This window comes from Palaeococcus pacificus DY20341 (genome assembly GCF_000725425.1).
Taxonomy (GTDB): Archaea; Methanobacteriota_B; Thermococci; order Thermococcales; family Thermococcaceae; genus Palaeococcus; species Palaeococcus pacificus.
Window position 1 is genome coordinate 568,059 of record NZ_CP006019.1, and the last position, 14,100, is coordinate 582,158.

Annotated in this window: 18 protein-coding genes and 1 pseudogene; 15 read left to right on the plus strand and 4 right to left on the minus strand. The window is 40.4% G+C overall.

The window, feature by feature from the left end; all coding sequences use genetic code 11:
* The first annotated feature begins 39 nt into the window (after positions 1–39).
* The 13 genes and pseudogenes from PAP_RS03270 to PAP_RS03330 all read left to right on the plus strand — a co-directional run bounded on the left by PAP_RS03270 (position 40) and on the right by PAP_RS03330 (position 9,551).
* Entirely contained in the window at positions 40–1,761 is a 1,722-nt protein-coding gene (locus PAP_RS03270; RefSeq protein WP_048164676.1) for a 2-oxoacid:acceptor oxidoreductase subunit alpha, read from the plus strand.
* On the plus strand, positions 1,758–2,627 hold the full coding sequence (locus PAP_RS03275; protein WP_048164677.1) for a thiamine pyrophosphate-dependent enzyme: 870 nt from the start codon (positions 1,758–1,760) through the stop codon (positions 2,625–2,627). The genes PAP_RS03270 and PAP_RS03275 overlap by 4 nt, the downstream gene beginning before the upstream one ends.
* A 90-nt stretch (positions 2,628–2,717) precedes the next feature.
* Complete coding sequence (locus PAP_RS03280) at positions 2,718–3,926, plus strand: FprA family A-type flavoprotein (protein WP_048164678.1); 1,209 nt, start codon at positions 2,718–2,720, stop codon at positions 3,924–3,926.
* Positions 3,927–4,045: 119 nt separating this feature from the next.
* Positions 4,046–4,594 carry a ferritin family protein gene (locus PAP_RS03285; protein WP_048164679.1) on the plus strand — a complete coding sequence of 183 codons (549 nt, stop codon included), beginning with the start codon at positions 4,046–4,048 and terminating at the stop codon, positions 4,592–4,594.
* 29 nt (positions 4,595–4,623) lie between these two features.
* Complete coding sequence (locus tag PAP_RS03290; protein WP_048164680.1) at positions 4,624–5,718, plus strand: NAD(P)/FAD-dependent oxidoreductase; 1,095 nt, start codon at positions 4,624–4,626, stop codon at positions 5,716–5,718.
* Between the two features lie 63 nt (positions 5,719–5,781).
* Positions 5,782–6,298: pseudogene (locus tag PAP_RS03295) on the plus strand (rubrerythrin family protein).
* A gap of 76 nt (positions 6,299–6,374) precedes the next feature.
* Positions 6,375–6,539 carry a rubredoxin gene (rd, locus tag PAP_RS03300; RefSeq protein WP_048164681.1) on the plus strand — a complete coding sequence of 55 codons (165 nt, stop codon included), beginning with the start codon at positions 6,375–6,377 and terminating at the stop codon, positions 6,537–6,539.
* Positions 6,540–6,550: 11 nt separating this feature from the next.
* Positions 6,551–6,913 (plus strand): class II SORL domain-containing protein, encoded by a 363-nt coding sequence (locus PAP_RS03305; RefSeq protein ID WP_048164682.1) that lies wholly within the window; start codon positions 6,551–6,553, stop codon positions 6,911–6,913.
* Positions 6,914–6,940: 27 nt separating this feature from the next.
* A complete protein-coding gene (locus PAP_RS03310; RefSeq protein ID WP_048164683.1) occupies positions 6,941–7,120 on the plus strand; it encodes a helix-turn-helix domain-containing protein in 180 nt (59 codons plus the stop codon).
* 80 nt (positions 7,121–7,200) lie between these two features.
* Complete coding sequence (locus PAP_RS03315; protein WP_048165919.1) at positions 7,201–8,289, plus strand: VIT1/CCC1 transporter family protein; 1,089 nt, start codon at positions 7,201–7,203, stop codon at positions 8,287–8,289.
* Positions 8,290–8,353: 64 nt separating this feature from the next.
* The gene (locus tag PAP_RS03320) at positions 8,354–8,677 is read left to right on the plus strand and encodes an iron-sulfur cluster assembly protein (RefSeq protein WP_048164684.1); all 324 of its coding nucleotides are present in this window, start codon (positions 8,354–8,356) and stop codon (positions 8,675–8,677) included.
* Between the two features lie 3 nt (positions 8,678–8,680).
* Entirely contained in the window at positions 8,681–9,046 is a 366-nt protein-coding gene (locus PAP_RS03325; RefSeq protein ID WP_048164685.1) for an iron-sulfur cluster assembly protein, read from the plus strand.
* Positions 9,033–9,551, plus strand: coding sequence for a ferritin family protein (locus tag PAP_RS03330; RefSeq protein ID WP_048164686.1), 519 nt, complete (start codon positions 9,033–9,035; stop codon positions 9,549–9,551). The genes PAP_RS03325 and PAP_RS03330 overlap by 14 nt, the downstream gene beginning before the upstream one ends.
* Here the strand turns inward: PAP_RS03330 and PAP_RS03335 are convergent.
* The 3 genes from PAP_RS03335 to PAP_RS03345 all read right to left on the minus strand — a co-directional run bounded on the left by PAP_RS03335 (position 9,483) and on the right by PAP_RS03345 (position 11,179).
* On the minus strand, positions 9,483–10,124 hold the full coding sequence (locus PAP_RS03335; RefSeq protein ID WP_048164687.1) for a ferritin family protein: 642 nt from the start codon (positions 10,122–10,124) through the stop codon (positions 9,483–9,485). The genes PAP_RS03330 and PAP_RS03335 overlap by 69 nt on opposite strands.
* A 190-nt stretch (positions 10,125–10,314) precedes the next feature.
* Complete coding sequence (locus PAP_RS03340; RefSeq protein WP_048164688.1) at positions 10,315–10,626, minus strand: ferritin family protein; 312 nt, start codon at positions 10,624–10,626, stop codon at positions 10,315–10,317.
* Between the two features lie 76 nt (positions 10,627–10,702).
* Positions 10,703–11,179, minus strand: coding sequence for a ferritin family protein (locus tag PAP_RS03345; protein ID WP_048165920.1), 477 nt, complete (start codon positions 11,177–11,179; stop codon positions 10,703–10,705).
* 110 nt (positions 11,180–11,289) lie between these two features.
* Here PAP_RS03345 and PAP_RS03350 point away from each other — a divergent pair, with 110 nt between their 5' ends.
* Positions 11,290–11,820, plus strand: coding sequence for a GNAT family N-acetyltransferase (locus tag PAP_RS03350; RefSeq protein ID WP_048164689.1), 531 nt, complete (start codon positions 11,290–11,292; stop codon positions 11,818–11,820).
* A 16-nt stretch (positions 11,821–11,836) separates the two neighbouring features.
* On the opposite strand, the gene PAP_RS03355 is transcribed toward PAP_RS03350, so the two are convergent.
* The gene (locus PAP_RS03355; protein WP_048164690.1) at positions 11,837–12,361 is read right to left on the minus strand and encodes a ferritin-like domain-containing protein; all 525 of its coding nucleotides are present in this window, start codon (positions 12,359–12,361) and stop codon (positions 11,837–11,839) included.
* A 169-nt stretch (positions 12,362–12,530) separates the two neighbouring features.
* Here PAP_RS03355 and gapN point away from each other — a divergent pair, with 169 nt between their 5' ends.
* Positions 12,531–14,045 carry an NADP-dependent glyceraldehyde-3-phosphate dehydrogenase gene (gene gapN, locus PAP_RS03360; protein WP_048164691.1) on the plus strand — a complete coding sequence of 505 codons (1,515 nt, stop codon included), beginning with the start codon at positions 12,531–12,533 and terminating at the stop codon, positions 14,043–14,045.
* Positions 14,046–14,100 lie beyond the last annotated feature (55 nt).

Sequence of the window (14,100 nt, forward strand, 5' to 3'; positions counted from 1 at the left end):
TATTATGACGAAAATCAAACTTTAGTAGAGGGATATGTTATGGTTGAGTTTGAAGACGACATTTCTATTATTTTAGGTGGTGCTGCTGGTCAGGGTATTCAGACTGTTGAAGAAATTCTAACCCGTGTTCTAAAGCTTTCGGGCTACAACATCTATGCAAACAAAGAATATATGTCGCGCGTTAGGGGAGGGATAAACACAACGGAGATTAGGGTCTCTTCTGATAGGGCTAGGACTTTTGTGAGAAAAATTGACATTCTCATTCCATTCAAGCGTGGCGTTCTCCCATGGGTTGAAGGAAGAATCTCAAGGAACACTGTAGTTCTTGGCGAAAGGGAGAATGTTGAGGAGGAATTTTTAGGAAAGGTGAACTTTATTGAAGTGCCCTTTACTAAAATGGCCAGGGAAGTTGGGAACACTCTGTACCTTAACACAATAGCCGCCGGCATAGTCGTTGGGCTTTTTTATGGGGAAGTGGAGATTCTCAAGGATTACTTGACCAAAAGGTTTGCATCAAAAGGGCAGAATGTGGTGGAGAAGAATGTAGAAGCCGCACTCAAGGGCTACGAGTTCGGAAAGAATCTGTGTGAAGAGGGTATAATTGGTATTAGTGTCGCAAAAAAGGAAGAGGTTAAAGACGAGATCCTCCTCAGTGGAGCGGAAGCTGTTGCTTTAGGAGCTTTAGCTGGGGGTATGAACTTCCTCAGCTTTTATCCAATGTCGCCTTCAACTGGGGTGGCGGTTTTCTTGGCCCAGCATGCTGAGGACTTTGATATAATAGTTGAGCAGGTGGAAGATGAGATTTCCGCTATAAACATGGCTTTGGGAGCATGGTTTGCTGGAGCTAGAGGAATGGTAACTACCTCTGGCGGTGGCTTCGCTTTAATGACAGAGGCAATAAGCTTGGCCGGAATGGCCGAGAATCCGGTGGTTATTCACCTCGCCCAAAGGCCTGGCCCTGCAACGGGCTTGCCTACGAGGACAATGCAGAGCGACTTAAATCTCGCTCTATATGCGGGCCACGGAGAGTTCCCAAGAATTATATTTGCACCTGGAACGATAGAGGATGCCTTTTACTTAACGCAGATGGCGTTTAACTTGGCCGACAAATACCAAGTTCCTGTGATTATTTTAACGGATGAGTACTTAATGGACAGCTACTACAACCTGCCGGATGTTGATTTGGAGAAAATAAGGGTGGAAAAGCACATAATCAAAACTCCCAAAGATTACAAGCGCTACGAATTAACAGAAAATGGAGTTTCTCCGAGGGGAATTCCCGGATATGGGAAGGGGATAGTTCTTGCAAACGGCAATGAGCATGATGAGTATGGGGATATAACGGAGGATGAGGAATTAAATGCATTAATGCAGGAGAAGAGGAACAAAAAGCTCGAAGCTATAAAAAGAGAAGCAATTCCACCTGAGCTTATTGGAAGCGAGGACTATAAGTACTTGGTAATTGGGTGGGGTTCAACTTATTATGCCATTAAAGAAGCGCTGGAGAGGCTTGAAAGAGACGACGTGGCGTTTCTCCACTTCAAGCAGGTTTATCCATTGAGCGAAAAATCAAAGGAGTATTTTGAACGAGCTGAAGTTCTCATTGATGTCGAGCTAAACGTCACTGCTCAGTTTGCTCAACTTTTAAAGAAGGAGTTTGGTATCAGCGTTGATTATACGGTTCTCAAATACAACGGAAGGCCTTTCTCCGTTGAGGAATTGGTTGAAAAGCTTAGTGCTATTTTGGAGGGGAGAGAATGAAAGTTAGGTTTTTTGAGCCCCAAAGGCCGGGCTCTCAAGATGTTGCCTGGTGTCCGGGATGTGGTAACTTCGGCATTAGGAACATCCTTATGCGCGTCTTTGAGGAGCTTAGCTTAACTCCACAGGAAGTTGTGATTATAAGTGGTATCGGCCAGGCTGCAAAAATGCCCCACTATATAAACGTTAACGGCTATCATACGCTCCACGGAAGGTCTATACCCATAGCAACTGCTGTCAAAGCAGCGAACCCGAACCTAACAGTCATTGCTGAGGGTGGAGATGGTGACATGTATGCTGAAGGTGGAAATCATCTCCTACACGCTATAAGAAGGAATCCAAACATAACCGTCCTCATCCACAACAATCAAATCTACGGGCTGACCAAAGGACAAGCTTCACCGACCACAATGCTTGGAATGAAGACTCCAACTCAGCCTTGGGGAGTTTTTGAAGAACCCTTAAACTCAATAGCGATGGCAATAGCTTTGGATGCTTCATTCGTAGCGAGGACGTTCATGGGATACTTTAAGGAATCTGTGGAGATTATAAAGAAGGCCATACAGCACAAAGGACTTGCGATCGTGGATGTCTTTCACCCCTGCGTCTCATTCAACAAAGTGAACACTTACCAATGGTATAGGAAGCATACCTACTGGCTGGAAAACCACGACCCCTACAACAGAGAAGAGGCTCTTAAGCGAGCGTTGGAGAGAGATCCCTATCCTTTGGGCATCTTCTATATCCACGAGAAACCCACATTTGAGGAGCAGGTTCCTGCTTATAAGAAGGATAAAACACCACTGTGGCAGAGAGAACCAAAATTCGATGTTATAAAGGCATTTTTGGACGCCAAACGGAGACTTTGAAGCTTTCTTTTTTAAACTTAATTAGGGTTTTGGAGAAAATGTGAAAACATTTTTATCTTTGCTTTTCATACTTTTGATTAGGTGATAAAAATGGGAAAGGTTTGGATAGAGGAAATAAGTGATGGGCTTTACGTCCTGAGGGTTGATGATGACCAAACTAAATACTTCGAGGCTATGTGGGATATCCCTGAGGGAATTACTTACAATGCCTATCTCATGAAAACTGGAGATGCCGTTGTTTTGTTTGATGCTTGGAAGAAAACCTATGAAAAGGAGTTTATTGAAGCTTTGTCAAGCATAGTTGATCCCAAAGAAATAACTCACATAGTGGTTCACCACATGGAGCCAGACCACAGCGGAGCACTGCCAAAAGTCCTCGAGCTCAATGGATACAAAGCTCAGATTTTGGGGACAACCTTTGTAGAAAAACTAATTGAAGCGTTCTATGGGATTAAGGTGAACTTTAGGCCTGTAAAGGATGGAGAAGAAATTAAAATTGGAGAGAAAACATTCAGGTTCATCCACGTCCCGTGGCTTCACTGGCCTGACACAATGATAACTTATGTCATTGAAGACGGCATATTCTTTGGGGGAGATGTGTGTGGAGGCTATTCAATTCCACCTGCGCTTTTTGATGACGATGAAGAAGTTGTTCAAAACTACCTTCCTCACGTTAGGAAATACATCATAAACGTGATAGGCCACTACAAGAAGTACATTCACCAGAACATAGAGAAAATTAAAAGCTTTAATTTGGATTTAAAACTCATAGCTCCGGCCCACGGATTGATATGGAGAAAGAATCCAGCGAAAATCATTGAATTCTATGAACAAGTTGGGAGGGGAATTCCGACAAAAGGCAAAGTTTTGGTTGTGTACTCTTCGATGTATGGCTTCGTTGAAAAAGCGGTGAGCGTTGCAGTTGATGAGGTTAAAAAGCTCGGTTACAATCCGGTAGTTTACAAGTTTACGGATACAGAAAGGGCAAACATAAGCGACATACTTGGAGATGTCCCAGACAGCGAGGCAATAATCATAGGCACGGCAACTTATGAAGCGGATATCTTTCCAATGATGCGCTTTACTCTCGATGAAATCCTTGATAAGGCCAATTACGAAAAGCCTGTCTTGGTTTTGACCACCTTTGGATGGGGCGGCATTGCAGGTAAAAAAATTGAATCTTTGTTCTCAAAGACCAAGTTTAATGTCATAGAGACCATGGAAATAAAGGGCCTCTTGCAGAAAGGTCTAGAAAAGAAGGTTAGAGAAGGAGTTGGAAAACTTTTGGGCATAAAATGACTTCTTTTCTTTTTATGTTGTGTAATTGGTATGGATGTAGATGTATAAACTTTTCATATGAATGATATTCTTAGATAGTGTTAAATATCAATAACGAAAAAATATTTATGGTGGTTCTTATGGACCAAAGTGAAATTGTTGAAAAATTAAAAAGTTTAAGCTCGAGGGAAGTTTTAGGCTATGCAATTGCTTCTGAAGAAGATGCTAAGCGCTTTTACCTCGAGCTTGCAAAAGGTAAGGGAGAGCTTATCTCGAACTTCTTTGAAATGCTTGCAATGAGTGAAGAAGCCCATAAAAATATTCTTTTGAAACTTCATGAGAAGCTTTTTGGGAATGTAGACTACGAGACTCCCCAAGACATTCCCTTCTCTGAAAGTATGATAAAAATAGAAACTCTGGGAAATCTTGTTGAAGCGTTAAAGACGGCTATGGCAAATGAGAGAAACGCTTACAGGGTTTATAAGATGCTGGCAGAAAAACAGCCAGATTACCGCGAAATTTTTGAGTATCTAGCCATGCAGGAAAAGGCCCACATGGAGGCACTGAAAGTCCATAAGGACTACATGGAAACAAAGATTGAAAGCCAACCGGAACTTCATATGGCTCCTATTGAAGCCCGGATCTCCCTTGATATAGAAAAGTACCACAAGCCAGAGGTTAGGTATTAAACTTCATAAAGCGTTTTTGGGTGGGCTCGGTGAAAATTTTGGTTATTGGAAATGGTCCTGCTGGATTTACTTTGGCTAAGGAGCTCTCAAAGGACTTTGATGTGACGATAATTGAAAAAGAAAATTCTCTTTACTATAACAAACCTATGCTGAGCCACTATATAGCAGGATTTGTTGGAGAAATGGCTCTCTTCCGGTATTCTCATGAATGGTATGACAAATACGGCATAGAATTGAACCTTGGAGTTGAGGCAGAGAGAATTGATGAAACAAGGAAAAAGCTTGTGACCACTAACGGGGAATTTGAATATGATGCTTTGGTCTTGGCTACCGGGGCAAGAGCTAGGGAGCCAGAAGTAGAGGGAAAGGAGCACCTAATGACACTCAGAACTTTTGAAGACGCAAAAAGGATTAAGGAAAGTTTGGAAAGCGAAGATGAACCTGTTATTATCGGTGGTGGGTTTATAGGGCTGGAATTGGCATCCAATTTAGCGAAGGCTGGATTTAAACCAAGAGTAGTTCATAGAAGGGCAACGTTTCTTGGCCTCGATGAGGAGCTCAGCGGAATATTAAAGGAAAAGCTTGAGAATGCTGGGGTTTCTTTCCTTTTAAATGCGAATTTAATGAAAGCAGATGAGAAGGGGATTTTAACGGATAAAGGATATATTAAGAGCAAGACAAAGATATGTGCTATCGGCATAGTACCAAATAAGGAGATAGCAGAAAAGAGCGGAATAAAAACTAATAGAGGCGTTTTGATAGATGAGCGATTCCAAACTTCTGCAGGGGATGTCTATGCAATTGGGGACTGCGCTGAGTATGAAGGTATAATCTGCGGGACAGCCAAAACTTCAATGGAGCACGCTAGGACTTTAGCAAATATTTTAAGGGGAAAAGAGGCTCTCTACGACTTTAACTTTCGCTCAATAGTCTTTAAGTTTGGCGACTTGCCTATAACTATAATCGGGAGAGTAAAAAATGAAAGCAGGTGGGTGGACGAAAATATAAAGGTATTTCTAGAAAACAATATGGTAGTTGGTGCAGTTGTTTTGGAGGATCTTAAAGAGGCAATGAGGCTCGAAAAACTTATAAAAAATGGTCTTTCTTTGAAAGAGTTTGGTTGAATAAGAAAACTTTTTATATTTCTTTTTCGGAATTAATATGGACAACTGTAAGGGGTGGTGTCAATGGTCGTGAGGAAAAAAATGACGAAGAGGTTCTTAGAAGAGGCCTATGCTGGGGAAAGTCAGGCCCACATGAAATACCTAATTTTTGCAGATGTTGCTGAAAAAGAAGGATTTCCAAATATTGCAAAGCTTTTTAGGGCGATAGCTTTTGCTGAGCTCGTTCATGCGAAGAATCACTATCAAGCTTTAGGCAACATAAAAGATACTGTAGAAAACCTCCAAACGGCTATAGATGGAGAGACTTTTGAAGTTGAGGAGATGTATCCTGTTTACAAAGCAACAGCAGAGCTCCAAGATGAGAAAGAAGCAATAAGGAGTACGCACTATGCACTTGAAGCTGAAAAAAATCCATGCAGAGCTTTACAAGAAAGCTAAAGAGTTGGCAGAGGAAAAGAAGGATATTGATGTTAAGAAAGTCTACATATGCCCTGTTTGTGGGTACACTGCAATCGATGAAGCACCAGAAAAGTGTCCTGTCTGTGGAGTCCCAAAAGATAAGTTTGTAATCTTTGAGTGAATGGTTTAATTTTCGATCTTTTATTTTTTGACATAAAACTTATAAGGTTTGATAAAAATATGTGGATGGTGGTAGTATGGCAAAGTGGAAATGTATAGTTTGTGGCTATATCTACGATGAGGAAGCTGGAGATCCGGATAACGGGGTAAACCCTGGAACAAAGTTTGAGGACATCCCGGACGATTGGGTTTGCCCGCTCTGCGGTGCACCAAAAGATATGTTTGAAAAGATGGAGGAATAAAGGTGGTTGATATGAAGTTTGGGGAGATAATTTACACCCCTGAGGTTGAGGAAGGCCCAGCGGCTGCCAAGAAAGAGAGCCACGCACCGAAAATTGAGATCGAGAAGAAGGAGGACTACTATAAGATTAAAGTGAGTGTTGGACCTCACCCGAACACGCCGGAACACTCAATTAGGTGGATTGAGGTCTACTTTTACGAGGAAGGAAGGGCATTCAACCCAATAATCCTCTCAAGAGTCCACTTCGAGCCCGGCTATGTTGAGCCAGAAATAAAGCTCAAGATTAAGCTCCAAAAGAGTGGAATAATCTATGCAGTTGCTTATTGTAATTTACACGGGCTTTGGGAAAACAGAAAGGAAATTAAGGTTGAGTGAGCATCTTTTATTTGAAGGGGGATGGATATGGACGCTAAAGAAATGGTTTTTGAAATTATGAAGAAGGCTGGAAAGCCATTAAAGAGTGCAGAGATAGCTGAATTGGCAGGTCTTCCGAAAAAAGATGTTGATAAAGCAATTAAAGCTCTGAAAAAAGAGGGAAAAATAACTTCTCCAAAGCGGTGCTACTACGCACCGGTTGAATGAATCTCTATTCCAACTCTTCTCTTTTTGTTTTGGAAATGATTATAACTTCTAAAGTTCACAAAACCGAAGGGGGAGATACCATGGAGGACATAGTAAAGCTTGCAAGACAATTTTACGAGGATGAGTACTCCGATTCTGTTTTGTATGCCCAGCTTGCAAGAACTGAGCAAGATGAAAAGTTGAGAGAGGAATTTCTGAGACTTTCACATATCGAATCAAAGCATGCTAAGTTCTGGCACGACTTTTTATTGCGAAGAGGCGTTGAGGTTCCAAAGGTTAAAGTCGGGAAGATGAAACTTTTTGCGGTTAAAACACTAAGGAGAATTTTAGGGCCTGGAGCAGTGGCCTCTCTTCTGGAAATGGGAGAGAATTCTGCTATCCAGAAGTACTTTAAGTTCTTAACTGGTTATGAGTTAGGTAAAGATGAAAAAGAGGAAATTTCTAAGGTTATACTTGATGAGCTCGAGCATGAGCGCTTTTTTTATGAGAGCAAAAAGAGGTTTCATGTTGAGAATATTAGAGACTTTGTCTTAGGAATGAACGATGGCTTAGTTGAGATACTTGGTGCTGTAACAGGTTTATCCGCTGTTTATATGTATAATCCACGGATAGTTGGAATAAGCGGCCTTATAGTGGGTGTAGCTGGAGCTTTGTCCATGGCAATTGGTTCCTTTATTTCAGTTCGCTCTCAAAGGCAAGTTAATGAAAGTCTAAAGCAGAGGATGGAGGTTCTCTTTAGGGTTTCTCCCGAGAGAGCTAAAGATGAACTCATGGGGAAGCTCTTAGAAAGCGGAATGCCTAAGGAAATAGCGGAAGAAGCTGCGGAAAAGCTTTCAACCAAAGAAGAGGCCTTAATAAAGCTGTTGATACATGAAGAGGACGAAAACGAGATTAGAGCTGCCCTATATACGGGGTTGGCATATTTAATGGGCGTTGCCTTTCCAGTGCTTCCCTACTTCATAGCAACATCTTCACTAAGGGCGCTCCCCTTTTCAGTCCTCTTAGCTGGAACTGCTTTAGCGGTAGTTGCGACGATGATTTCAATCCTTTCGGGAATTTCAATTAGAAAGAAGGTGTTTGAGATGGTCTCAACAGGGTTAGGAGCTGCTTTTGTGTCCTACCTCTTTGGCCGGCTCATGGAAGCAATCTTCAACATCTCTGCCATTTAGCTTTTATCCATTTTTGTCCAAGAAGATTTTTAATAATCCATGCTGAGTTTAAAACGGTGGTAGAATGAGAATTTATGCAAAGGATAGAGAGTATCCTAAGGAGTATCAAGAGGTCTTGAGGGAGCTAGAAAAGATAATTGACCCTGTGACTGGTGGTGATATACTGGATTCGGGGGTTATAGCAGGGCTTGAGGTTAAAGAGGATACACTAAAAATATGGCTCAACTTTGAGAGCTATGCTGAATACAACATTACGGGAAATTCTGCCATAGCATATTCGAGGATAATAGGCAATATAATGGAGCGCTTTGCGCTGGTGAAATTCGCTAATGTTTACGTTTACGATTTAAGGAACAATATTGTTGGAAAATTTGAAAAGAAGGAATGAGCAATGGCCTTTTTAGATTTTTTAAAGGATAAGAAGAGAAAGGGGGTTAATGAAAACCTGCCACCAGAGGTAAAACGGGTGGTCTCTATACTGGAGCAGGTTAAAGACCCTGAAACAGGCTTAAACATTGTGGAAGAAGGCTTGGTTTATGGTTTAACGGTTGAAGGTAAAAAGGTCATGGTGTGGCTTTTCCTTGCGAGGTCAACCCCTGAATGTCATTTTTGTCAAGCTATAGCTATGAATGTTCAAAGGAGAATTTTGAAAGACATTATCTCGGCCCTTAAAAAGGAAGGTTTTAATAGAATCGAGGTGTATAATGAGATAGGGCTTTTGCTTGAAGAATGGGGTGAAAAATATGGTCGAAGTTGATAGGGGCTTGCCCCTTGAAAAAATTGAAGAATTTTCTTTGGAGGAGCTTTTGGGAATGGCAATTAAGGCCGAGATTGGGGCTGCAAAGTTCTATGAAAGCCTGGCGGAGAACATTGATATAGAAGTGTTAAAGGAAAAGATTAGATTTTTGGCGAAGGAAGAGAAGAAACATGAGGCTTTTTTGAGGAAGATGTACCGCGAGACATTTCCTGATAAAGAGATTATTTTTCCAAAAGAGCATATAGGTCCAGAGCTCCAACCTGTTGCTAGGAAGCTTGAGGAGATTGAGGATGTAATAGACTTATACAGATGGGCAATGGAAGCCGAAAAAATTGCCAACGAGTTCTATCTAAAATTGGAAGATAGAGTAGATGATGAAAAGACAAAGAGAATTCTCCGCTCCTTAGCAAATATGGAAAGTGCACACTACTTTACTCTAAAGGCAGACTATGAACTTTTGCTTGATTGGGAGATGTACTCTCAAATGATGCACATAGGTCCTTAAGATTGCTATTCTTCTTTTTTTTGAGATCTCAGTGAGCTTTTTTAATATCCTGTAGTGCTGTTCTTCATCCTTTTCTATGCAACTTAGAATATCTCTAAAAATGGGATGTAGCTCTTTTTTAGCCAAGCTAGCATAGATTTCCTTCATTTTTTTCTCGCTTTCGAGATGAATTTGTGCTATCATCTCAAGCGCGGTGGTATACTCTTCCGAAAGAGGAGGTGCCTCCAGCGCTTCAGTGAGATACTCGTCTACCAGCTCATCGATGCCCATCTTTTTTCTGGGATCTTGGGGCATCGGGAAGATGACTTCTCCAAAACCCTTTAATATAACGAACTCTTCAGGCCCGATATATTTGTATGCTTCAATTTCTTTTACTAACCCTCTAACTTCCCTATACGACTTCAAAAGAGCTTCCATTAAATGCTTGTGTATCACGCTATCAATTGCAAGCTTGACTAAAAGGGCCCTAATTGGCCGATATTTCTCTTCGTTAAGTCTTTTGACTTCCTGCATATACTTTTTAGATGCTTTCTTTTCAAGTTCATATACCTCTAACATATCTTTTTCTACCATTGTGATTCCCTCATTAGTAATATGTAAAGATAAAGTATATAGTACTTTTGTATAATCTCTTACAAAAGAAAAAAATTTTTCGAAATTTTACTTTCTATACCTTTCTATCAGCTTGCTCAAAGTCTATGTGCTCCTTCATTTTGTACATTCACTTAAGTCAATCCATTAAATGGAGAGAAGAGAAAGAGTGCTACTTTTCTCCCAACTTGACCTTAATGCCGGTAAGCTCTTCAACTTCTTCAAAACCATCTTTAAGCTCGCTCACCTGCTCTGGATCTAAATGCAAGAGGAGGGCCATAAACTCGCCAACGTGGGCTTTTTCTTCTCTCGCAATATCTAAGAAGATCTTTCTGATATTCTCATCTTCGACAAACTCAGCAAACTGCTTATAGAAATTTATCGCATCCAACTCTGCCATTATAGCCCATCTTAAAGCTTGGGCAACTTCCTCTTTAGATAGAGGCTTTTCTCTGCTTATGGAAATGGGATTTAGTCCTAACATTCAAAACCACCCCTTAATGTTTGACTTTCATAGTAATAAAGTTTTCTAAAGAACAGAAAAAGTTTGAAAAATGTAATCAATCAACTTCAAGGCTAAAATCTTGGTAATCCATCCAAATGCCAGTCTTTGATATTGAGTCGTACTGGGCCTTAAGCAGCTCATAATGTGCTTCTTCAACCTTAGCTAACTCTCTAAAAATGTGTTTGACCTTTTCATCCTCAGCTTCCTCTGCTGCTTTCTCATAAAACTCCCAAGTAAGCTTTTCCTGCTTCATACCAATCTCAACAGCCTTAACTTCACTTATTTCTCCTTCATATTTTGGTGTCAGTTTTTCAAGAACCTCTTTGTTAACGTGAGGGTGTTTACACTTCTCAGTCATTTTTTCAATAAGTCTCTCTTCAAAAATATCCCAATGCTCGGCCTCTTCTCTCGCTAAAAATAGGAACATCTTTTTTGCTTTCTCGTCTTTGGCTTTTTTTGCCATGTCAATATAGAACATAAGTTCAGCTTTTTCAACTTTTAGAGCAGTGGCCAAAGCCTCGAGTTCGCTAATCTTCATAATATCACCTAATAATACTGCGCATTTCAGGAATATAAGCCTTCCTAAGCAAGTTTGGGAAATTTTTATTAAATATTGTGCTTAAACTTAATTTTGGTGATAAGATGGAGATTGTAAAGGTTGAAAGGCCTATTGAACTGAAGGACGAGCTCTTAAAGTTTGTCTTTAGAGTTTACCAAGGCACTAAAGGAGGTTATCCTGCACTGGAATGGGTGAAAAAGAAGCCGGATTTAAATGATTTTGAAGGGTTTAAGAAAGTGTATGAACCTTTTTTGGAATTCAGGCTCAGCGAAGAATTTGACGAGCTTTATTTGGGTTATGAGAATGGTAAAATAATTGGAACAATTGCATTGGTTTACAACTTTGCTGGCAAAGAAATGCATTGGGTTCCTGAGAACCTCAGGAATGAAAAAGTAGGTTTACTCGAATTTTTCATGGTTGATCCCGAGTATAAAGGGAAAGGTTACGGCTCAAAACTTTTGGAATTCGCTATAGAAAGACTTAAAGAGCTCAAAAAGGAAGCGTATTTAATAACATTCAAGCATTTGGAAGCGTATCAGTATTATCTCAGAAAAGGATTTAGAGAAATTCAGGAGTACAAGGAGTTTGTAGTTTTGAAGTTTAGCAAAAAGTAAGCAAAGAACAAAGCACTCAGAAGTTGAAGTTTATATCCTTCATAAGCTGCTCGTAGAACTCTCCTTTATACACATCGGGGTACTGCATCATATAGTCGTACTGCCTCTTTAGAATATTGTAATGCGCAACCTCCATGTCAGCAAGCATATTTAAGAGAAGCTTTGTCTCTTCATTTGCAGCATAGCCAGCGAGCTCCCTATAAAGAGCTTCACTTGTCTTTTCGGCATTCATAGCAATTTCATAAACCTCATCGAGATTTAGATCTGGCTTCTCAATTATTTCCTTCATTTTTTCGGCTATAACTTTGAACTCACTTATGCTCTTAAGTTCAATCTGGACGGGCTTCCTTTCCCCTGAGCCAAACTTTTTCATCATCCTCTCAATAATCAGCCTGTGTTCATCTTCCTGTTTGGCTAAAAAGAGCAGCTCGTTTCTAATAATCTCACTCCTTGTCAGCGATGCCATTTTTTCATACGCTTCTTTTGCTTTAATCTCGGAGTTTAAAGCAATTTCAAAAACTTCTCTATCAGACACATTCATAGGGAATCACCAACTGGATTATGTTTTCTTTACTTTTAATATTTTTTAACATAAATGAAGATAAAAAAGCAAATACTTTTGCATTTGTTAAACAAAGAATTTATATATTGGTAGTTGCAATTCTAAAATAGTGGACATCATTAACCAGATTTGGTTAGGAGTGGTCAAAATGCTGATAAAAAGTGAAATTTTTAAAGAAATTTATGAGATTGGAGACGATGGTATCCCAGAGTTTAAAGCATATTTGGCTGGCCAATGGGTCTTTGGGGAGAGACTTACGGATATTACAAGCCCAATCGACGGAAGAATAATTGCAAGAGTTTCAAGATTAAGCAGAGAGCAAATTGAAAAAGTCATCACAACAGTCTATGAAAAAGGAAAAGAAGAAATTAGGAACTATCCTGGAGAAAAAAGAATTGAAAGCTTTCTTAGGGCTGCTGAACTTATGAGAGAGGCTTTTGATGATTTCGTTAATGTCCTAATCTTAGATGCAGGAAAACCAAAGGGAAATGCTAAAGGTGAAACTAAAGCCACAATTGAGCGCTTGGAAAAAACTACTGTAGAATCAAGGAGGATGCTGGGGGATTACATACCCGGTGACTGGAGTGAGGAAACTCTTGAGAGTGAAGGCATAGTTAAGAGGGAGCCGTATGGTGTCATCTTGGCAATTAGTCCCTTCAATTATCCTCTCTTCATCTCGGCAACGAAGATAATTCCCGCTCTTTTAAGTGGAAATGCTGTAATTTTGAAGCCTGCATCAGCTGATCCGATTGCGCCTCTTTTGTTTACGAGAATACTTGAGTTAGCAGGATTCCCAAAAGAGAGCTTTGCAACGCTAACTATAAGTGGGGGAGAGACAAATACCTTGGTTGCAGATAGAAGAATAAGGGCAATAACCTTCACTGGAAGCACGGAAGTTGGGCTTCAAGTACTAAAAACTGGAGGAATAAAAGCTTACCACATGGAGCTTGGAGGTAAAGACCCTGCCATAGTATTGGCTGATGCAGACTTAGAAATGACCATTGAAAAGCTCATAAAAGGCATGGTAAGTTATTCTGGGCAGAGATGTGACGCTATAAGGCTGATTTTGGTGGAAGAGGAGATATATGATGAGCTGAAGAAACGGTTAGCTGATGAGCTCAAAAAGATTGAGCCGAAGAATCCTCTTAAGGATGAAAATGCCGTTATGGGGCCATTGATTGACGAGAAAAGTGCAAAGTATATTGAGGAAGTTTACAAAGATGCTGTGGAAAATGGTGCAAAGCCTCTCGTTGAGCTTAAGCGCAATGGGAATTATGTATCTCCGGCTTTGCTTGAGGTTAACAAAAATATATTGCAGGGTTTGAGGGCATTTCAGGAGGATGTTTTTGGGCCTTTAACGCTTTTAATCAAAGTTAAAGACGAAGATGAAGCTGTGGAGATAGCGAATTCTTCAAGGTTTGGTCTGGATGGAGCTGTTTTTACTGAGTGCGAAATGAGGGCGAGGAAAGTTGCGAGGAAGTTGGAGGTTGGAGCTGTCTTTATAAACGAATTCCCAAGACATGGAATAGGATATTATCCCTTCGGAGGAATGAAGGACAGTGGAATGGGAAGAGAGGGGATAGGATATTCAATTGGGCAGCTAACGACGACTAAAACGATAGTCAAGAACTACAAGGGTTATGGTGTCTGGGAGTATTTGTGAATGGTTTTTGTTCCTTTTAACTTTTGATATGTATTTGGAAAAAATTGCTTGAATA